Here is a 19,167-nt window from a genome sequence, read left to right as displayed (position 1 = left end):
CCATCAACGGATTGCGCACCACCACGCTGGCCATCGCTGCAGCATTGCTGCTGGCTGCCTGCGCCGGTTGCAATTCTGCGCCGGAACCGGTGCAGGTCGGAGGCGTCGTCTGGCAACCCGACAATGCCACCATCGCGCCGCGCGGCAACTGGAACCGCCTCGGCGCGAGTGAACTGCTGGTGCAATGGACGGCGGTCGACGGCACGGCCTTCGTCCCAGGCAGCGCCATGCCGACCGCCGCCAAGCTTCCCGATTGGGAGCGCATCGCCAAAGAGCCGTGGGCGCGCGACGTCATCGTCGGTCTGGCCGGTCGCTTTGACGAGAAAGCCGCGCGCGCCGATATCGAACAACTCGCCGCCGACTCCGCCAGACTGGCCGCCTTGCCGACACCCTTGCATGTGACGGGCTGGTACTTCCCGGTGGAAATCGATCCGACCTGGCAAGAAGCGACACGGCTGGCGGCACTCCTCGCCAAGCTGCCGCGACCGCTATGGATCACCGTGTACGACAGCGCCAACGTCGGCCCGGACGCACTGGCCGACGGTCTGCTCAAATGGCTGCCGCCGGACGTCGGCGTGTTCTTCCAGGACGGCGTCGGTGTCTATGCGCGTGAGCCGCATGTTGCACTTCACTACATCGAGGTACTGTCAAAGCGGCTCGGTCACGCGCGCGTACGGGTCATTGCAGAAATGTTCCGGCCGCTGCCGGGCGGCGGATTCCGCAGCGCCACCGCGGAAGAGATCTGGCCACAGCTGCGTACGTATCGCGGCTATCGCGTGTCGCTCTTCGACGGGCCGCATTACCTGCCGGACACGCTGGTGGAGCAGCTGCGCCGGCCGTAACGATTAATTTTCTGACAACAACTCACGCTCTTTTTACGCGGACGATCCGCAGCGTTGCAAAATCACGCCAGGAATTCTGTAACCTTCTGCAACCGTCGCGCTATTTGTCGTGCCGGACGCCGCCAACAGAATATAATGGCGCACATCTTTTGCACTACAGCTGAGGCCATGAGCTCCGAATTCCACCAACTCTCAGAGAAAGTCGCGCAACTTGCCGCAATGACGCAATCCTTGCGCCGCGAAAACGCCGACCTGCGTCTTAACGTTGCGGCCCTGACCACCGAGAATACCGAATTGTCGCAACGCATGGATGAAGCCCACCAGCGCGTCACCGCACTGCTGGACAAACTTCCGGTCGCAGCGCCGACGCTGGCAGACAATGAAGAGGAGACCGCGTGATGCAGCTCAATGTGTCGATCATGGGTCACGCCTACACGCTGGTGTGCAAGGAAGATGAAGAAGCGACGCTGCGCCAGGCAGTGGCTTATCTCGATGAAAAAATGTGCGCAATCCGCGACACCGGCAAGATCAAGGGCAACGATCGCATCGCCGTCATGGCTGCACTTGGTATCGCTGCCGAACTGCTGTCGACCCAACCGGGCGGCGACGGTACCTTCGCCGGCCTGACGGTGGCGGAGTGGAAGCAAAGCATCGCGTCGATGCATAGCGTGCTCGACGATGCACTGGCGCCGCAGGAAAAATTGTTCTGATCGTCCCCCGACCCTCGTCTGATTTGCGCGCGTGCGTTCATGCACGCGCCGCAATTTCTTTCTGCTTCCTTCAGTCCTGTCCAATCATTGATCTGCAAGAAATGTCTTGGCGCTGCATTTTAATGTGCACGGATGTTGCCGCGCGCGCATGAAAAATTTACACATGTCGCAGAGTGAAAATACCTCGGGATTTTTACGCAAAGCCTTTGACAAGAATCCCGAATAGAGTAGACTTAAGTCTCCTGCCGTGTTCGCGAATGCTTATATTCCTTGAACCATTTATGTGCACAGGCTGTGGGATTTTGTTTGGTGGGCGTGAGCGTCGCTAGTCCGATGAACCCGAAATTAAACTAACTGCAGCCAACTTGAACCGCTTGGTTCAGGATGCCAGCATAGCGGCACAGGCGGGACTGAATTACTAAAGCGACTGTAGAAATACAGTCGCTTTTTTTATGCCTGCGCGGAATGGGAAATGTGAATCAGGGAGGATGGCATGCACGACAAGGTGCATGCCGGGACGTCAATGGCTGACGTCAGTCGTTGCGCTTCTTCGCTGCGGCCTTGCGTTCCTGGCCGACTTCGGCGATGGCGTCCTGGAATTCGGTGACGTCTTCAAAGCTCTTGTAGACCGATGCGAAACGGATGTACGCGATCTTGTCCAGGCGCTTCAATTCACGCATCACCAGTTCGCCGACCTGCCCTGACACCACTTCGCGGGCGCCGCTGGACAACAGCTTTTCCTGGATGCTCTGGATCGCCGCATCGACCGCTTCGGCCGACACCGGACGCTTGCGCAAGGCCAGCATCAGGCTGGCGCGCAATTTGGAAGGATCGAATTCGCTGCGGCTGCCGTTCTTCTTGACGATGACCGGCATGGTCAGCTCGATGCGCTCGTAAGTCGTGAAACGTTTGTCGCAATTGGCGCAACGGCGGCGGCGGCGGATCGCGTCGCCCTCTTCCGAGAGGCGCGTGTCCAACACCGGCGTGTCGTCATGATTGCAGAAGGGACATTTCATAGAGGCAAGATCGAGGCAAATCGGAGCAGACTACAGGTTAAATACCGGAGACCATCTTACTGCGCCTGCGGCCTCCGCAACAGCGAAGGCCGCAAGATCAAACAACTACTTTATTGCCGTGCTTGCCGATTACGCTGCATAGACCGGGAAGGCATCAGTCAACTTCTTGACTTCGACCTTCACGCGTTCGATGGTGGCGGCGTCATGTGGATTGTCCAGCACGTCGGCGATCAGGTTGGCGACCTTTTCCGCTTCCGCTTCCTTGAAACCGCGTGTAGTCATCGCCGGGCTGCCCAGGCGAATACCGGAAGTCACAAATGGCTTCTCAGGATCGTTAGGAATGCCGTTCTTGTTGCAGGTCATGTGGGCCGAACCCAGAATCGCTTCGGCTTCCTTGCCGGTCAGATTCTTCGGACGCAGATCCACCAGCATCACGTGCGATTCGGTACGACCGGAGACGATGCGCAGACCGCGCTTGATCAGCGTCTTGGCCAACACATCGGCGTTCTTCACGACTTGCTGTTGATACTCCTTGAACTCAGGCGACAGCGCTTCCTTGAATGCCACGGCCTTGCCGGCGATGACGTGCATCAGCGGACCGCCCTGGATGCCTGGGAAGATCGCGGAGTTGATGGCCTTTTCGTGCTCGGCCTTCATCAGGATGATGCCGCCGCGTGGACCGCGCAGCGACTTGTGTGTAGTCGAGGTGACGAAGTCGGCGTGCGGCACAGGGTTAGGATAAACGCCTGCAGCGATCAGACCGGCGTAGTGCGCCATGTCGACCATGAAGTAAGCGCCGACTTCCTTGGCGATCTTGGCGAAACGTTCGAAGTCGATGCGCAGCGCGTAAGCGGAGGCGCCGGCGATGATCAGCTTCGGTTTCTTTTCGCGCGCCAGTGCTTCCATGGCTTCGTAGTCGATTTCTTCCTTGTCGTTCAGGCCGTAGGACACCACGTTGAACCACTTGCCGGACATGTTCAATGCCATGCCGTGCGTGAGGTGACCGCCTTCAGCCAGCGACATGCCCATGATGGTGTCGCCCGGCTTGAGCATGGCGAAGAACACGCCCTGGTTGGCTTGCGAACCGGAGTTCGGTTGTACGTTGGCGGCTTCGGCGCCGAACAGCTTCTTGAGACGATCGATGGCCAGTTGCTCGGCCATGTCGACGAACTCACAGCCGCCGTAGTAACGCTTGCCGGGATAGCCTTCGGCGTACTTGTTGGTCAGTTGCGTGCCTTGCGCTTCCATGACTGCAGGCGAGGTGTAGTTTTCGGAAGCGATCAGCTCGATATGTTCTTGCTGACGGACGTTTTCCTTCTGGATGACGGACCACAGTTCCGGGTCGACATTCGCGATGGTGTGATTCTTTGCAAACATGATTTCTCCAATGGATAAGGGTGCGCCTGAAGCACATCAGCCGGTAGCGCCTAAAAAACGCCTGGTAACGCCAAAACACAATAGGCAATGCCGACTTGAAGACTTCCAAATCGAATGAGGGCCAGGGTGAATAAGGGAATTGCAGGCAGCCTCAATCGTTCTTTCCATTCAGGGCTGCCCAGGCGCACGGCTAATGAAATCTCACGCTTCCCGATGGATACCCATCTTGAGCCGGAACAAGGTCCCGGTTTTTCGCCAGTCACGTGAGACGAAATGGTCTGCGCATTGTAAGGGATGCCTTTGAATTCGGCAAGATTTGCCTCCAGACAGGGTCAGGAAAGCGTTGCATCTCGCGCAGCGGCGCTTTGGGCTACAATTTCGGGTTATTGACGCAAACAGACATTGTTTGCATTGTCCTACGCCAACAGGGAGAACTACAGATGATCGTTTTGATTACAGGTGCAACAGCCGGTTTCGGCGCCGAAATGGCGCGCAAGTTCGTCCAAAATGGTCACAAGATCATCGCTACTGGCCGCCGCAAGGACCGCCTCGATGCACTGGCCGGCGAATTCGGCGCAGACAAGGTGCTGCCGCTGGTGCTTGACGTCACCGACAAGAATTCGATCAAGAGCGCCCTCGCCTCGCTGCCGCAAGGCTGGCAGGACATCGACGTGCTGATCAACAACGCCGGTCTGGCGCTGGGCCTGGAGCCCGCCCACCAGGTCGCGCTGGAAGACTGGGAAACCATGATCGACACCAACGTCAAGGGTCTGGTCACGGTCACCCATTTCATTCTGCCGAACATGGTCAAGCGCGGCACCGGCACCATCATCAACCTCGGCTCGATCGCCGGCGCGTATCCGTATCCGGGCGGCAATGTTTACGGCGCCACCAAGGCCTTCGTCGACCAGTTCACGCTGAACCTGCGCGCTGATCTGGTCGGCACCGGCGTACGCGCCACCAACCTGGCGCCCGGCCTGTGCGGCGGCACCGAGTTCTCCAACGTACGCTTCAAGGGCAACGACGGCGCCGCCGCCAAGGTCTACGAAGGCACCACGCCGCTGACCGCAGTCGATATCGCCGAAGCCGCGTTCTGGGTCGCCACGCTGCCGGCGCACGTCAACATCAACTACATCGAACTGATGCCGACTTGCCAAGGTTTCGGTCCGTTGAACATCAAACGCACCCAATAAAAACGCTCCTCAATGTCCGATTCAACCAATAAAAACAATAGCAGCAACAGCGTCGGCAGCAACCAGAGCAACGACGCTTTTTCGTGGCCGGTCCGGGTCTACTATGAAGACACCGACACCGGCGGCGTCGTGTTTTACGCCAATTACCTCAAGTTCTTTGAGCGCGCGCGCACCGAATGGCTGCGCGCGCTGGGCTTTTCCCAGCAAGCACTGGTCGAATCGAGCGGTCTGATCTTTGTGGTCAAGAGCACTGCGGTGGACTACTTTGCGCCCGCGCGGCTTGACGATGAACTGAAACTGACCGTCGTGGTCGAACAGTTCCGCAACGCGTCCATGTCTTTTGTACAAGAGGCCTGGCGCCTTCAGGGAACAGAACAAACATTGCTGGCGCGCGGCCAAATCAAAATTGCCTGCGTCAATGCCGCCAACTTCCGGCCCCAGGCCATTCCGGAAGAAATGCTGGCCCGCCTCAAGGGAAATTTATAATTCATCATCGCCACGCACGACCGCAGCGGCATCTTTACACCTGCCGCGACCGGACAGAAAATTTTTGCACGTACAATTGAGCCTCTCGACCGAACGCCAGACCGCGCCAAACCGAATCCCGTATTGAACCTCGACCCCACACGCCTCCATGAACGTCACTCAAGATCTATCCTTCTTTGCCCTGATCACCAACGCCTCCGTCATCGTGCAGTTCGTCATGCTGCTGCTGTTGCTGGCCTCCGTTTTCAGCTGGACTTACATCTTCCGCAAGATGTTCACGATCCGCAGCGCACGCGCGCAGACCGAAGAATTCGAGCGTTCCTTCTGGTCCGGCGGCAATCTGATCGCGCTGTACCAGGACACGCTTTCCAACCGCCGCAAGGGCGGCGGCCACGGCGGCGCGCTGGAACGCATCTTCCAGGCCGGCATGGGTGAATTCAACAAGGCCAAGGCGCAAGTCGGCAAAGGCGCGGCGATCGATTCGACCGGCGTACTGGACGGCGCCCGCCGCGCCATGCGCGCTGCGTATCAACGTGAAATGGATGCACTGGAATCGCACCTGGCCTTCCTGGCGACGGTCGGCTCGGTGTCCCCTTACGTCGGCCTGTTCGGCACGGTGTGGGGCATCATGAACGCCTTCCGCGGCCTTGCCAACGTGCAACAGGCAACGCTGGCAGCGGTCGCACCGGGCATCGCCGAAGCGCTGATCGCCACCGCCATCGGCCTGTTCGCTGCGATCCCTGCGGTGATTGCCTACAACCGCTTTGCGCATGACATCGACCGCTTGGCGATCCGCTTCGAAAGCTTCATCGAAGAATTCTCCAACATCTTGCAACGTCAGGCACGCTGATGGCAGGCTCATCCATGCGCGGGGGACGTCCCCGCAAGTTCAAATCGGAAATCAACGTCGTGCCGTACATCGACGTGATGCTGGTGCTGCTGATCATCTTCATGGTGGCGGCACCGGTGAACGACCCGAGCGTCATCAACCTGCCGACTGCCGGCAAGTCGACCGTGCCGCCGAGCGAATACATCGAGATCGCGCTGAAACCCGACGCCAAGGCCACCATCAAGGTCAACGGTCCCAAGCGCGGTGAAACACAAACCGCCTCCGGTCGTCCCGACCTGACGCAAAAGCTGCAGGCGCTGCACACGGAAAGCCCGGACATGCCGGTGATGATTTCCGCCGACAAGGAAATCAAGTACGACGAAGTCGTGCAGGTTATTGCAGCCGCCAAGAAGCTGGGCATCGCACGCGTGGGACTGGCAACGAAGTAATATGAGCACTCCTTACCAAGTACCGAGACAACCGGGCCGCTGGCGCGCCATCGCCCTGGCGGTGGTGGTCCACATGGCCTTGCTGGCTTTCCTCTGGTTCGGCATCAGCTGGCAGAGCGAAACGCCGCTGACCGTCGAAGCGGAAATCTGGGATCCGAACATCAAGGAAGCGGCGCCGTTGCCGCAACCGGCGCCCGAGCCGGAGCCGCCGAAGCCCACTCCGGTCCCGCAACCCGTACCGGAACCCGTCAAGCCGCCGCCACCGAAGGTGGAAGAACCGCCCGTGGTCAAGCCTGACATCGCGCTCGAAAAAGAGAAGGAAAAGAAGCGCAAGGAAGCCGAAAAGAAGGAACGCGACGAGAAGGAAAAAGAAGCCAAGCTCGAGCGTGAAAAAGCCGATCGCCTGAAGAAAGAAAAGCAGGACAAGATCGACGCCGACAAGAAGCTGGCGAAAGAGAAAGACGACGCCGAGGCCAAGAAGAAATCTGAAGCCGACAAGCTCGCCGCAGAGAAGAAACAGAAGCAGCAAGCCGCTGACAACAAGGCTGCCGATCAGCGCCGTCAGGATGACTTGAAGCGCATGATGGGTCAGGCCACCAGCGCCGGCGGCGGCACCGGTACGGCGGCGCAGTCCCAGGGCCCGCGCGGCGCAGCCGACTACGGCAACAAGCTGGGTGCGAAGATCCGCTCCAACACGATCTTCGACATGCCCGGCGAATTGAGCGCAAACCCGGCGGTAGAATACACTGTCGAACTGCTGCCTGACGGCACGGTGCGCGGCATCCGCAAGAACAAGTCATCCGGCATTCCGGGCTTTGACGAAGCAGTCCAGCAGGCGATCAACAAATCGCAACCGTTCCCTCCCGACAAGGACGGCAAGGTGCCGAACAGCTTTACCTTTAAACACTACCCGAAGGATCAGAACTGATGATCAGAAACTCGCGCACAGCACTGAAGTCACCGCATCATTTTCTCCGCCTGACCGGCATTGCCCTGACCGTCATGGGCATCGCCGCCGCGTCCGCTGCGCATGCAGAATTGCGCTTTGAAATTTCTGGCGTCGGCGCCAGCCAGATCCCGGTCGCCATCGCCGCTTTCCCGGGCGAAGAAGGCGGTCCGCAGCAGATCACTTCCATCGTCAAGGCCGACCTCGCGCGCAGCGGCGTCTTCAAGCTGATCGACAACAGCGACTCGCTGTCCGACGCCTCCGCCATCAACTATGGCGACTGGAAGAACCGCGGCGCCAATGCACTCGCCGTAGGCAGCGTGCAGCGCCTGGCCGACGGCCGCTTCGATGTGCGCTATCGCCTGTTCGACACCATCAAGGCGGCGCAATTGTCGGCGCTGTCGTTCGGCAGCCAGCCGCAACTGATCCGTCTCACCGCGCACAAGATCGCCGACGACATCTATGAAAAGCTGACCGGCATCCCCGGCATTTTCTCGACCCGCATTGCCTATGTGACACGTTCCGGCAAGGAATACCGCCTGGAAGTGGCTGACGCCGACGGCGAAGGCGTACAAGTCGCGCTGCGCTCCAACGAACCGATCATTTCGCCGTCCTGGTCGCCGGACGGCGGCAAGGTCGCCTACGTTTCCTTCGAAGCCAAGAAGCCGGTCATCTACATCCAGAACCTGGTGACGCGCCAGCGCACGCTGGTGGCCAACTTCAAGGGCAGCAACTCGGCCCCGGCCTGGGCCCCTGACGGCCAGCGCCTCGCCGTGGCGCTCACCCGCGACGGTCTGACCCAGGTCTATGTGATCAACGCCGACGGCAGCGGCCTGCGCCGCCTGACCAATACCGCTGGCATCGACACCGAGCCACGCTTCTCGCCGGATGGCAATTACGTCTACTTCACCAGCGACCGCAGCGGCGGCCCGCAGATCTACAAGGTCAGCCCGAACGGCGGCGAAGCCCAGCGCGTGACCTTCGGCGGCAGCTACAACATCAGCCCGCGGATTTCCCCGGACGGCAAGACTTTGGCGTTTATTTCACGCCGCGAAGGCAAATTCCAGCTTTACGCGCTGGATTTGACCAACGGTCAGGAACAACGCCTGTCCGACACCGTCAAAGATGAGTCGCCCAGCTTCTCGCCAAACGGCAAATACATCATGTACGCGACGGAATCAGGTCGTCGCGGGTCATTGGCCATCGTTTCCACGGATGGCCGGATCAAACAGCGCTTAACAACTCAGGTCGGCGATGTCAGGGAGCCAACCTGGGGGCCGTTCATGAAATAAACAATTATTCACATTCATTCACGACACAAGGAGTTTCACATGCGTACATTCAGTTCTTTTGCAATCGTTCTTTCGGCAGCCATGCTGCTGGCGGCATGCTCGTCCACCAAACTGGACGACAAGAACGCCCCGGTTGAAAACCGTGCAGGTACAGGCGCCACCAACAGCGGCGCAGATCCACGCGCTGTCAACACCGTCAACGCCGGCTCCGCCGATCCGCTGAATGATCCACAAGGCATCCTCTCCAAGCGCAGCATCTATTTCGACTATGACAGCTACACCGTCAAGGACGAGTTCCGTTCGGTCGTCGAAGCGCATGCCAAGTACCTGAATTCGCACAAGGATCGCAAGGTCATCATCCAGGGCAACACCGATGATCGCGGCGGCACCGAGTACAACCTGGCGCTGGGTCAGAAGCGTGCAGAAGCAGTCCGCAAGGCGCTGGTCCTGCTGGGCGTGTCCGATGCGCAAGTTGAAGCAGTGTCGTTCGGCAAGGAAAAGCCGAAGGCCCTGGGCAGCGACGAAGCAGCATGGGCTGAAAACCGTCGTTCCGACATCGCTTACCAATAAGACTTATGCGCACTTCCCTGAAGACTGCGCTCAAGTCGTTTTCCGCAGCGGCCATGATGGCCGCTGTCGCAAGCCTTTCCGTGTTGCCGGCAACGGCGCACGCAGGCTTGTTTGACGATGAAGAAGCGCGCAAGGCCATCCTCGATATCCGCAACAAGATTGATGCCCTGCAAAAAGATGTCGCCAACAAATCGGACAAGAGCAGCGCGCTGAGTCTGTCCGATCAAAACGACCAATTGCGTCAGGAAATCGCCCGTTTGCGCGGCCAGGTCGAAGTCCTCAGCAATGAACTCGCCAACACGCAGCAACGCCAGAAAGACTTCTACGTCGATCTGGACGCGCGCGTGCGCAAGCTGGAACCGCAAAAAGTCACGATCGACGGCAAGGAATCCAGCGTCGATCTGAATGAGCAAAAGACCTATGACGCGGCCCTGAACATGTTCAAGGGCGGCGACTACAAGGGCGCCGGCGCAGCCTTCAATGACTTCCTGAAACGTTATCCGCAATCCGGTTACGCGCCGTCGGCGCAATACTGGGTCGGCAACTCTCTGTACGCGCAACGCGACTACAAGGGAGCGATCGCCGCTCAGCAAGTCGTGGTGAAGAATTATCCGGACAGCCCCAAGGTAGCGGACGCGATGCTCAACATCGGCAGTTCTTACGTGGAGCTCAAGGACAAGGCGGCGGCGAAGAAGGCCTGGGATGCGCTGATTGCGAAGTATCCGGAAAGTCCGGCGGCGCAGACCGGCAAGGAAAAACTGGCGACGTTGAAATAGTTTGCCAGCGGGTTTGACACGATTGATCGATTTTGCATATAATAGCGGTCTTTCGGGTCGTTAGCTCAGCTGGTAGAGCAGCGGACTTTTAATCCGTTGGTCGCAGGTTCGAATCCCGCACGGCCTACCAGAAATTCAGCAGTAAAAATAAGCAGCAAGCAAAAGGGTTCCAAGCAATTGGAGCCCTTTTTCGTTTCCGGCGGCACATGCAATGTCCTCGATGGATGCCGGGATACATTCATATCGCGACTCCCTCTGCGCAAAGCTCCTCCTCGAACAATCAACAATCACCTCTTCTCCGGAGGAGGTGTTGCATGCTTGCCATGTGGACAAGTCAGCATCGCAAACCACATTTTTAATGTCAGAATAGGCACCGCCGGGAAGCTTTCTCCGGCGACAACCCGTCACTCTGATCCCGCATGGCAAAAAGAATTACATCGCAAGAAGACGGCGGTCCGGCGCGCGCCGTCACCAAGGAAGATGTCGCGCGCGTCGCCGGCGTGTCGCACATCACCGTGTCGCGCGTGATCAACTCACCCGACAAGGTGGCGCCGGCCACGCGCGAAAAAGTGCAGGCCGAGATCACCCGCATGGGCTACATTCCCAATCTGCTGGCGGGCGGACTGGCCTCGCGGCGTACGCGCATCGTCGCAGCCGTGGTGCCGACCATCGGCCACTCCATCTTTGCGGAAACCGTGCGCGGCATGTCGGAGTATCTGATGGCGCACGGCTACCAGCTGCTGTTGGGCCAGAGCGATTATTCCGAAGACATCGAAACCAGATTGGTTGAAGCCTTCATCGGCCGCCGCGTCGACGGCTTGGTGCTGACCGGCGTGCAGCACACCCCTGCGACGCTGCAACGACTCAAGACCGCCGGCATTCCGGTAGTGGAAACCTGGGACCTGACGCCCGAGCCGATCGACATGCTGGCCGGCTTCTCCAACTACGACGCCGGCGCGGCCATGGGCGATTATCTGGTCGAACAAGGTTATCGTCGCATCGCCTTCGTCGGCGGTGAAGATCCGCGTGGCGTGGCGCGCCTGGCCGGCCTCAGCGCCGCGCTCCAGCGGCATCGCCTGCGTGCGCCGATACGCATCACGGCGTCGCCGGGATCATTCCTGCAAGGCGGCCGCGAAGCCATGGTGACGCTGCTGGAGCAGCATCGCGATGTGGACGCCGCCTTCTTCAGCAACGACGTCATTGCCGCCGGTGCAGTGTTGGAGTGCGATCGGCGCAAGGTGCGCATTCCGCAGGACATCGCCATCGCCGGCTTCGCCAATCTCGACATCGCTTCGGAAATCAATCCGCCGCTCACCACCGTACACGTCAGCAGCCATCGCATCGGCGAGACCGCAGCGCGGATGTTGCTGGCAAGACTGGGCGGCAAAGACGCCGAGGCCGACACGGTCAGCGATCTCGGCTTCTCCATCGTGCGCCGCGGCAGCGCCTGAACGCAGACGCTGCCCGCCCTCCTTCGCTTTCAGGCGTCCTCTTCGTAGATCACGCCGCGTGTCTCCGGCGCCATCAGCAGCGCGATCAACGCAATGCCGCCCATGAACACCAGATAACCGATGATCGGGTAATAGCTGCCGCCGTAATACGCCAGCAAGCCTGTCGCGATGACCGGGGCCATGCCGCCCGTGATCACCGACGACAATTCACGCGCCATGCAGATGCCGCTCATGCGCACGCTCGGCGGGAACAGCTCGGCGAAGAACGCCGCCTGCACCGAGAACATCGGATAAAGGCCGAACACGATCATCATCACGAAGCCGGCGATGATCATCGGCGTCTCGCGCGTCTCCAGCATCATGAAGAACGGCCACGAGCCCAGGATCATGACCACGATGCCGAGGATGTACACCGGCTTGCGGCCGATGCGATCCGACAGCATGCCCCAGAACGGATTAAGCAAGGCACCCAGGCCGGCGCCGATCAGCACTGCGATCAGGCCGATGCTGGCGTCGACTTTCAGTTGCGCGGTCAGGTAAGACAACGCCCACACCTGGAAAATATAGCCGGCGGTATTCTCGGAAAAGCGTGCGCCGATGGCGATGAACAGATGGCGACGATGATGTTTCCACACCGCCGAGATCGGCGACTTCAGCACGGCCTTCTTCGACTTGATTTTTTCAAACGCGGGCGACTCCAGCACGTACAGGCGAATATACATCCCGACGGCCAGGCCGATGCTGCTCAGGATGAAGGGAATGCGCCAGCCGTAGTCCATGAAATCGGCTTCCGGCATCTGCCGCACCAGCGTGAAGATGCCGGCCGACAGCACCACGCCCAGCGCCACACCGACACCCGGCCAGCTGGCGTAATAGCCGCGCTTGTTGACCGGCGCATATTCGGCCGACATGGTGACCGCGCCGCCGAATTCCGCCCCGGCGGCGAAGCCTTGGACCAGCCGCAACAGCGTCAGCAGGATGGGTGCGGCGATGCCGATGCTTGCATAGGTCGGCAGGAAGCCGATCAGCGTCGTGCTTAGCCCCATCATCAGCAAAGTGACCACCAGCACATTCTTGCGCCCGATGCGATCGCCGATATGACCGAACACGAAGCCGCCCAGCGGGCGCACCACAAACCCCAGCGCGTAGGAACCGAAGGCCGCCAGCGTGCCGATCATCGGATCGAGCTTGGTAAAGAACAGCACGTTGAAGACAATCGCCGCAGCGGTGCCGTAGAGGAAGAAGTCATACCATTCGAGCGCGGTGCCGACCACCGAAGAACGCAGCGCGATGACGCGCTGGCGCTCAAGTCCGACCCTCTCGCGGTCTGCGGCATTGCTGGCGTCGCGTTCAGTCTGGTGCTCTGAAACGGACCCGAGGGCGTGGTCCGCGCGCGGGCTGCTGGCGATTGTATTCATGCTGTCTGTCTCCTGTGGATATCGGCGCCCTTGCCGGTCCCATGCTCATGGTAAAGCATGGGGACGTGTCGTGTTATCTCGATCTACGACCGGCGGGACGCCGTGTGCTCATTGATGGAAGCGATACTTCTCCTTGGCCTTGCTGGTTGATCTGAAAATGTGAAACCCTGAAATCATGCGGCTGCGCGTTCCTGTTCCTTGTCTTTCCCCGCTCCTGCATCGTCTGCGCAGGCCTGCCACAGCGCACGCACACTGTCCTTCATGACGCCGGCTTCCTGCCAGCGGTCCGACAACTCATAGCCGTCGGCGCCGGTCATGGCGTATTCCGGCGGGCCGAGTTCGCACAGGAACGTCAGCACCCCGTCGGCCGGCGCACGGCGACGCCAGCTGCGGAATCCGTATTCCCACCACTGCATGAACAGCGCCAGCCATTGCTGATGCTGCGGAAACGCCAGTTGCAGCTGGATCTGCTCGCGGCTCGCGACGCGGCCGTGGAAGCCCCAGGCGTTGTCGATGATCCGGTGCATCAGCGCGTGGTTCTCATCCGAAATCGGCCAGGCGAATTCGCGACCCACCACGTAGTGCGACAAGTCGGCGGTGAGTCGCAGATCCGGAAACCGGTCCAGCAACTGCAACGTGAAGAACAGGTCGGTGGTCATGCGGTCGCGATGCGTCTCGATGTGCAATGCGATGCCGGCATCATCGGCCAGGCGTCGCCATCCTTCGATATAGGGAATGCACTCATCCAGCGTATAGGGGCGCACGTCGGCCTGCAGGTTGATGTGGTCGGCGCCGAATTCCTGCACGTGTTCGATGATCGGCTTGAGCTCGTCAACGCTGCGCGGATAGCACTGCGCCTGCCAGCTCATGCCGTGTTCGCGCAGGAAGGCGGTGACTTCGCGCGCATAGTCGCGATCGAAGAAACGCACGCCGGCGCCGTCAAAACCGGCGTCGCGGATCATGGCGAGCTTCTGCTCCAGGGTCCATTCGTGGCCGTCGGGACGGCGGCGCTCCATGGCCCACAGGGATTGATAGACGCGTAACTGTTGCATGATGTACCGCCGGCTCAGGTGGAGACGGCTTGCACCGCCGCATCGTCGGCAATGTCGAAGAAGCGTTTGCCACTGGAGGCCTGGTTCTCATAAATCGAACCCTGGTTCAAGGCGGGCGGCAACGGCATGCGCACCGGCACGTCGCGGAAGCGCGGCACGATGGTCGGCGCGCCGCTGAGCAGCCGCGAATTGAATTCATCGAAATCCGCCACGCCCAGCAACGGGAAGGCATCCGCCGCACACACTTCATACAGCAGGAAATTGCGCGACATGGTCGAGCGGTTCTGCGCCGAACCGTGCACCGCGCGCACGTGGTGGAACGACACCGATCCTGCCTTGCCCGTCACCGGCACCGCCCGGTCGAGATTGAGCCCCGGCGTGGCCGGATCGATGGCGCCGCAGAATCGGCCGTCGGCATGGTGGTCGTAGGTCGGGCCGGTATGCGAGCCGGGCACCACCAGCATCGCGCCGTTTTCCAGCGAGGTGTCGTCGAGCATCACGCCCACCGCCAGGATGTCGTCATTGGTGTGCGGATAGAAAGCCCAGTCCTGATGCCATTCCACCGGCGAACCGAAGCGCGGTGATTTCAGGTTGAGCTTGGAGCTCTGCAATCGCAAGCCCTGCCCCAGCAAATCGCGCAGCACCGCCACCACCGGCTGCGAACGGATGAACTCCTCAAACACAGGGTGATGCTTGTGCGGCTGCTTGATGCGGCGCAGGCGCGGATCGGCGGCGCTATGGCCGTTTTCCAGATCGAACACCTGAGTGTGGGTGTCGACGGCGCGCGATTGCTCCAGCCATTGAGCGAGCGCCTCCTTCATCCGCTGCAGCGTGAAAACATCCAATAAACCGGGCACGACCAGCAAGCCGTCGGTTCGATACTGTTCGATCTGCGCAGGGGTCAGCATGAGGACTCTCCTTGATGTTGGAATGACTGCGGCAAGCAAACGCGCCGTTTTCCGGATGTGTTGCAAAATCAATGTTCGCGCGAACATATTAGGTCCGCCAAAATCCCGTGTCAACCTGAAATCTGGAAAAACGGCTGAACTTCGATGGCGCACAGCAGCAGCGCTGGAACGGAATGCGCCGTTACCCAAGCGCGCCGGAAGACGGGGAACAGAACAAAAAAAAGCCCCTGGCCTTCACAGGCCGGGGGCTGAATCCAATTCAAGAGGGAGGAACTGGAGGAGACGAATTCAGGTTATCGCGACGCAGCATCGGTCGCCACCAGATTTACAGTCAGACACACTTTCAACACTTTTCTGACAGCCCAGGGCCTGTTAACAATCAATTTACGAGATGCGCTTTCTGGCAGCAACCCTTCGGGAACGGCTGCAGGCGTCGCCTGCCGCGCGTTCGCATTCGAAAATTGATTGCTAACAGGCCCTAGCGTCATCAACTTTCTGTAAAAGTGTTTAACCGGGCTTGCTATTTCATGATGCGTGCACGACAATAGATGAGAATTATTCTCATTTGTAGGATTTCGAGGTCGGGTGCCCACAAAGCACGCGATTTTCCTTCTGATGCGATGCCCTCGGCGGCCCCGATATCTCCTTGTCTCTTGGATATCTGCAACCCGCCCCCACTTGGGTCGGAATCAAGAATGCGGAGCACGCCACGGAGAACACCGCCAAGGCTGCCAACCCATTCGCACCGGCCGCCGGAAATGAAGCCGTACCGAACACCGAAGGAAAAGATCATGATGCGTCTGCGCCCCCTCGACGATCAGCAACTCCCCAACCTGACCGATGTACAACGCATTGCGCTGCAGCCCAGCGCGACGCGCCTGCACGGAGATTTCGCGCCCCTGATGCAGCGTCTCGCCGCACTCGGCAACCTCACTGAAGTCACCCGCAACTCCTCCGCCCTGCTTGAGAAAGACAACGTCAGCGGCACCCTCTACGTCAACAATGAAATCGAACTGGCGCCGGCCGAAGCCATGCACCTGCGGATTTTCTACCCGCAGTGGGAACACGGCTACGCGCTTGAAGAACATGACGCTTGCAACTGCGGCAAGGACAGCAGCGACAGCAATGGCAGCGGCGGCGCCAAGCAGCACAGCCTGCAATTCTTCGACCGCTACGGCAACATGATGCACAAGATCGTGCTCGGTGAAGACGGCGACATCGCATCGTTCCGGCAATTGGTCAGCGACCATGCCGCCGCCGAGCAGCTCGCGCCGCACCTGGTCCATCCGCTCCACAGCGACGCCGAAAGCGAAGACGACAGCCTGCGCCAGATCGATGTCGACGCCTTGCGCGCGGACTGGGCGCACACCCACAACCACGACGATTTCGTCCAACGCCAGGAAGCCTTCGACCAGCAGCGGCTGCGCAAGCTGCGCCTGGCCGGCAAGGCCTTCGCCTACCAGGTCGCCAACGATTCGGCGCGCGTGATCCTGCAGCGCATGACCGAATTCGGCACCTCCATCATGGCGCAGGTCGGCAACGCCGGCATCGTCCAGGCTTACTACGGCAAGATCAAGAACATCCGTGTCAAGGACTCGCGCCTGAAGATCACGAATTCAGGTTTCCGCATGCAACTGCGCGAAGACCACATCGATTCGGTCTGGGTCGCCAAGAAGCCGACCACCGACGGCATCATCACCTCGCTGGAATTGTTCAACCGCCAGGGCACGCACATCGCCAGCTTCCTGAGCAAGAAGTCCAACGGCCAGCCCGAGCCGCGCGAATGGCGCGAAGCCATCATGCGGCTGATGCCGATTTTCGGCGTCTGAGGCGGCCGCGCCGTCACCAATGATGGCCGGCGGGTACAAGAATTAAAATAAGCATCTTACTTTTTGGGGAATCACACATGAGCGAACGTCTTCTCGTCATCCTGGCAGGTCTCAACATGTTCATCGCGGTCGGCGCCGGCGCGTTCGGTGCACACGGCCTCAAGCAGATCCTCGACGCCGACATGCTGGCAATCTGGCAAACCGCCGTGATCTACCAGATGGTGCATGCGCTGGGCATGTTCGCGGTGGCGCTGCTGATTCCCAAGTTCGGTCCCGCCATCCTCGGCTGGGCCGGCAGCGCGATGTTCATCGGCATCGTGATCTTCAGCGGCAGTCTGTACGTGCTGGCATTGAGCGGCGTGCGCTTCCTCGGAGCGATCACCCCGATCGGCGGCCTGGCATTCCTGGCCGGCTGGCTGCTGGTGGCGTGGGCGGCTTACAAGGCGCAATAATCCTCGCCGCGAACAGGCAAAAACAAAAAAGGCCGGTAATGTGAATTACCGGCCTTTTCATTTTTACGCACAACTTTGCATGCAGATCAGTGGAAGAACTCCGCGATCAGTGTGGCGCCGATGAAGGTGCCCGCATTGGCCGCGAACGACACCAGCACGATGCGCCAGCCGAGCTTGCGGAACGCCGGAATATCCTTGGCGATCGACAGACCCGCGAATGTCAGCATCGGCGTAATCACGGCGAGGAAGTTGATCTTGCCGGTGATTGCGACGATCGCATCCGCCCATGGGCAGGCCGGCGAAGTCAGGAACATCGCCACCAGCGTCACCCAGCAGACTGCCGGAATCTTTCTGCCGGTCAGGTTGCACAGCAGGTCGCCCACCAGCACGGCGCCGATCATGATCACGATACAGCCCACCGATTCCAGCGGCGCGACCTTGTAGGCGATCCAGTTGGCGATGATGGTCAGCACGCCGGCGAACACCCAGGCGGCGATGCGGCCGGCCAGGTTCAGGTCAGCTACTTCGGTATGGGTCTGCTCATGCAGCTTGTCGTCGGCGGCGGTGCTCGAGGACGACGTGGTGCGGCCGATGATCGGTTCCAGCACGCGATAGCCCCACACCGCCAGCGGCAGCGAAATGAACAGCGTGAAGTAGGTGCCGATGGTGGTCGTGATCAGGTTGCTGGCCGCGGCGAAGGTCGCCACGTCCTTGGCCATCTCCGGTGTCTGCTGCGCCGCGATGGCGCCCGCTGCGGCTGCCATCATGCTGCCCGAACCGACACCCGCGCCCATCGCCAGTGCGACTGGATGGAAGATGTTGAGGCTGGTGATGAAGCCCGCGAAGATCGCGATGAAGACCGCACCGAACAGCGTGCCGGTGATGTACTCGGCCAGCACGCCACGTCCCTCCGGCGAGTTCATGCCGTAGCGTTCGCCGATGATCGCCAGGCTCGGTTCGCGGCCGACCGAGAACGTCGCGCCGATGGCTTCACGCTTGATGCCCAGCAGCAGCGCCAGCGGCAAGCCGATCACGATGGTGCCGACAAAGTGGCCGAACTCCTGGAACACCAACGCCCAGCCGGCGCCGATGATCTTCGGCAGCGAACTGCCGACCATCAGGCCGAGCTTGGCGACGAACAGCAGCAGCGCCGGCTGCAGGATGGCTGCAGCGCGGAATTGCAGCGGCTGGGTCAGCGCCAGCGGTCCCATTTTCGATTGCAGGCTGCCGATCACGGCGCCCATGATGAGCGCCCAGACCATCGGCAGGAGCACGACTTTGCCCGGTCCCATCTTGAACGCCACCGAACCTATCAGTTCGGCCACGACCAGGATCAGCACCGCGTAGACATAGAGCTTCCATGTCTGCAGTCCTGGCTGGATGGCGGGTGTTGTGGGTGGTGTTGTGGCGGATGCTTGCATATTGTTCCCTCCGGATATTGTGTGCGAAGACTGTTCAAAAGCCGCATTGTGCGCGGCCCTCCCTGATACAGCTATTCTTGTTGCAACGATTGATGACGGCGTTTCGACGTGTTTCTTGATCGCCTTCGTTGTCCGGCGTCAATCATGCCC

20 protein-coding genes, 1 tRNA gene, 1 other RNA gene and 1 riboswitch are annotated in these 19,167 nt (G+C 60.2%); of the genes, 16 read left to right on the top strand and 6 right to left on the bottom strand.

What is annotated here, in order from left to right; translation table 11 throughout:
* The first annotated feature begins 44 nt into the window (after positions 1 to 44).
* The 4 genes from E4P32_RS00250 (at position 45) to ssrS (ending at position 1,966) form a co-directional block, all read left to right on the top strand.
* The gene (locus E4P32_RS00250) at positions 45 to 842 is read left to right on the top strand and encodes a hypothetical protein (RefSeq protein WP_233526622.1); all 798 of its coding nucleotides are present in this window, start codon (positions 45 to 47) and stop codon (positions 840 to 842) included.
* A 168-nt stretch (positions 843 to 1,010) separates the two neighbouring features.
* Entirely contained in the window at positions 1,011 to 1,241 is a 231-nt protein-coding gene (locus tag E4P32_RS00245; protein ID WP_116433789.1) for a DUF904 domain-containing protein, read from the top strand.
* Entirely contained in the window at positions 1,241 to 1,552 is a 312-nt protein-coding gene (locus tag E4P32_RS00240) for a cell division protein ZapA (RefSeq protein ID WP_199525619.1), read from the top strand. Before E4P32_RS00245 ends, E4P32_RS00240 begins: the two co-directional genes overlap by 1 nt.
* 236 nt (positions 1,553 to 1,788) lie before the next feature.
* A non-coding RNA gene (gene ssrS / locus E4P32_RS00235) (6S RNA) lies at positions 1,789 to 1,966 on the top strand.
* A 119-nt stretch (positions 1,967 to 2,085) separates the two neighbouring features.
* Here the strand turns inward: ssrS and nrdR are convergent.
* A complete protein-coding gene (gene nrdR / locus E4P32_RS00230; RefSeq protein WP_053200704.1) occupies positions 2,086 to 2,568 on the bottom strand; it encodes a transcriptional regulator NrdR in 483 nt (160 codons plus the stop codon).
* Between the two features lie 129 nt (positions 2,569 to 2,697).
* Positions 2,698 to 3,945 carry a serine hydroxymethyltransferase gene (gene glyA / locus E4P32_RS00225; RefSeq protein WP_116433791.1) on the bottom strand — a complete coding sequence of 416 codons (1,248 nt, stop codon included), beginning with the start codon at positions 3,943 to 3,945 and terminating at the stop codon, positions 2,698 to 2,700.
* A gap of 169 nt (positions 3,946 to 4,114) precedes the next feature.
* A riboswitch (ZMP/ZTP riboswitch) is annotated at positions 4,115 to 4,218 on the bottom strand.
* 167 nt (positions 4,219 to 4,385) lie between these two features.
* On the opposite strand from glyA, the gene E4P32_RS00220 reads away from it, so the two are divergent.
* From E4P32_RS00220 to E4P32_RS00175, 10 genes are all read left to right on the top strand, one after another.
* Entirely contained in the window at positions 4,386 to 5,138 is a 753-nt protein-coding gene (locus E4P32_RS00220; protein ID WP_116433792.1) for an SDR family oxidoreductase, read from the top strand.
* A gap of 12 nt (positions 5,139 to 5,150) precedes the next feature.
* The gene (ybgC, locus tag E4P32_RS00215; RefSeq protein ID WP_116433793.1) at positions 5,151 to 5,624 is read left to right on the top strand and encodes a tol-pal system-associated acyl-CoA thioesterase; all 474 of its coding nucleotides are present in this window, start codon (positions 5,151 to 5,153) and stop codon (positions 5,622 to 5,624) included.
* A gap of 148 nt (positions 5,625 to 5,772) precedes the next feature.
* On the top strand, positions 5,773 to 6,474 hold the full coding sequence (tolQ, locus tag E4P32_RS00210; protein WP_116433794.1) for a protein TolQ: 702 nt from the start codon (positions 5,773 to 5,775) through the stop codon (positions 6,472 to 6,474).
* Entirely contained in the window at positions 6,474 to 6,902 is a 429-nt protein-coding gene (locus tag E4P32_RS00205; RefSeq protein ID WP_116433795.1) for a biopolymer transporter ExbD, read from the top strand. The genes tolQ and E4P32_RS00205 overlap by 1 nt, the downstream gene beginning before the upstream one ends.
* Position 6,903: 1 nt before the next feature.
* Complete coding sequence (gene tolA / locus E4P32_RS00200; protein WP_116433796.1) at positions 6,904 to 7,830, top strand: cell envelope integrity protein TolA; 927 nt, start codon at positions 6,904 to 6,906, stop codon at positions 7,828 to 7,830.
* The gene (tolB, locus tag E4P32_RS00195) at positions 7,830 to 9,140 is read left to right on the top strand and encodes a Tol-Pal system beta propeller repeat protein TolB (RefSeq protein WP_233526595.1); all 1,311 of its coding nucleotides are present in this window, start codon (positions 7,830 to 7,832) and stop codon (positions 9,138 to 9,140) included. Before tolA ends, tolB begins: the two co-directional genes overlap by 1 nt.
* Before the next feature lie 39 nt (positions 9,141 to 9,179).
* Positions 9,180 to 9,710 carry a peptidoglycan-associated lipoprotein Pal gene (gene pal, locus E4P32_RS00190; protein WP_116433797.1) on the top strand — a complete coding sequence of 177 codons (531 nt, stop codon included), beginning with the start codon at positions 9,180 to 9,182 and terminating at the stop codon, positions 9,708 to 9,710.
* A 5-nt stretch (positions 9,711 to 9,715) separates the two neighbouring features.
* Positions 9,716 to 10,486, top strand: coding sequence for a tol-pal system protein YbgF (gene ybgF, locus E4P32_RS00185; protein WP_116433798.1), 771 nt, complete (start codon positions 9,716 to 9,718; stop codon positions 10,484 to 10,486).
* A 54-nt stretch (positions 10,487 to 10,540) separates the two neighbouring features.
* Positions 10,541 to 10,616, top strand: a tRNA-Lys gene (locus E4P32_RS00180).
* 289 nt (positions 10,617 to 10,905) lie between these two features.
* Positions 10,906 to 11,937, top strand: coding sequence for a LacI family DNA-binding transcriptional regulator (locus E4P32_RS00175; RefSeq protein ID WP_116433799.1), 1,032 nt, complete (start codon positions 10,906 to 10,908; stop codon positions 11,935 to 11,937).
* A 29-nt stretch (positions 11,938 to 11,966) separates the two neighbouring features.
* Here E4P32_RS00175 and E4P32_RS00170 read toward each other — a convergent pair whose 3' ends face one another.
* From E4P32_RS00170 to E4P32_RS00160, 3 genes are all read right to left on the bottom strand, one after another.
* Complete coding sequence (locus E4P32_RS00170; RefSeq protein WP_116433800.1) at positions 11,967 to 13,355, bottom strand: MFS transporter; 1,389 nt, start codon at positions 13,353 to 13,355, stop codon at positions 11,967 to 11,969.
* Between the two features lie 173 nt (positions 13,356 to 13,528).
* Positions 13,529 to 14,407 (bottom strand): TIM barrel protein, encoded by an 879-nt coding sequence (locus tag E4P32_RS00165; RefSeq protein ID WP_116433801.1) that lies wholly within the window; start codon positions 14,405 to 14,407, stop codon positions 13,529 to 13,531.
* A gap of 14 nt (positions 14,408 to 14,421) precedes the next feature.
* On the bottom strand, positions 14,422 to 15,315 hold the full coding sequence (locus E4P32_RS00160) for a phytanoyl-CoA dioxygenase family protein (protein ID WP_116433802.1): 894 nt from the start codon (positions 15,313 to 15,315) through the stop codon (positions 14,422 to 14,424).
* Between the two features lie 791 nt (positions 15,316 to 16,106).
* Between E4P32_RS00160 and E4P32_RS00155 the strand changes: the two genes are divergently transcribed.
* Both E4P32_RS00155 and E4P32_RS00150 read left to right on the top strand, forming a co-directional pair.
* On the top strand, positions 16,107 to 17,144 hold the full coding sequence (locus E4P32_RS00155) for a ChuX/HutX family heme-like substrate-binding protein (RefSeq protein WP_116433804.1): 1,038 nt from the start codon (positions 16,107 to 16,109) through the stop codon (positions 17,142 to 17,144).
* Between the two features lie 77 nt (positions 17,145 to 17,221).
* Positions 17,222 to 17,596 carry a DUF423 domain-containing protein gene (locus tag E4P32_RS00150; protein ID WP_116433805.1) on the top strand — a complete coding sequence of 125 codons (375 nt, stop codon included), beginning with the start codon at positions 17,222 to 17,224 and terminating at the stop codon, positions 17,594 to 17,596.
* An 86-nt stretch (positions 17,597 to 17,682) separates the two neighbouring features.
* Here the strand turns inward: E4P32_RS00150 and E4P32_RS00145 are convergent, their stop codons facing one another.
* Positions 17,683 to 19,017, bottom strand: a complete 1,335-nt coding sequence (locus tag E4P32_RS00145; protein WP_167735741.1) for a DUF3100 domain-containing protein — start codon at positions 19,015 to 19,017, stop codon at positions 17,683 to 17,685.
* Positions 19,018 to 19,167 lie beyond the last annotated feature (150 nt).

The sequence above is a fragment of the Herbaspirillum sp. 3R11 genome (genome assembly GCF_004563925.1).
Classification (GTDB): Bacteria; Pseudomonadota; Gammaproteobacteria; order Burkholderiales; family Burkholderiaceae_D; genus Herbaspirillum.
The sequence above is the reverse complement of the archived record's forward strand: the minus strand, read 5'-3'. Positions and strand labels throughout refer to the sequence as shown.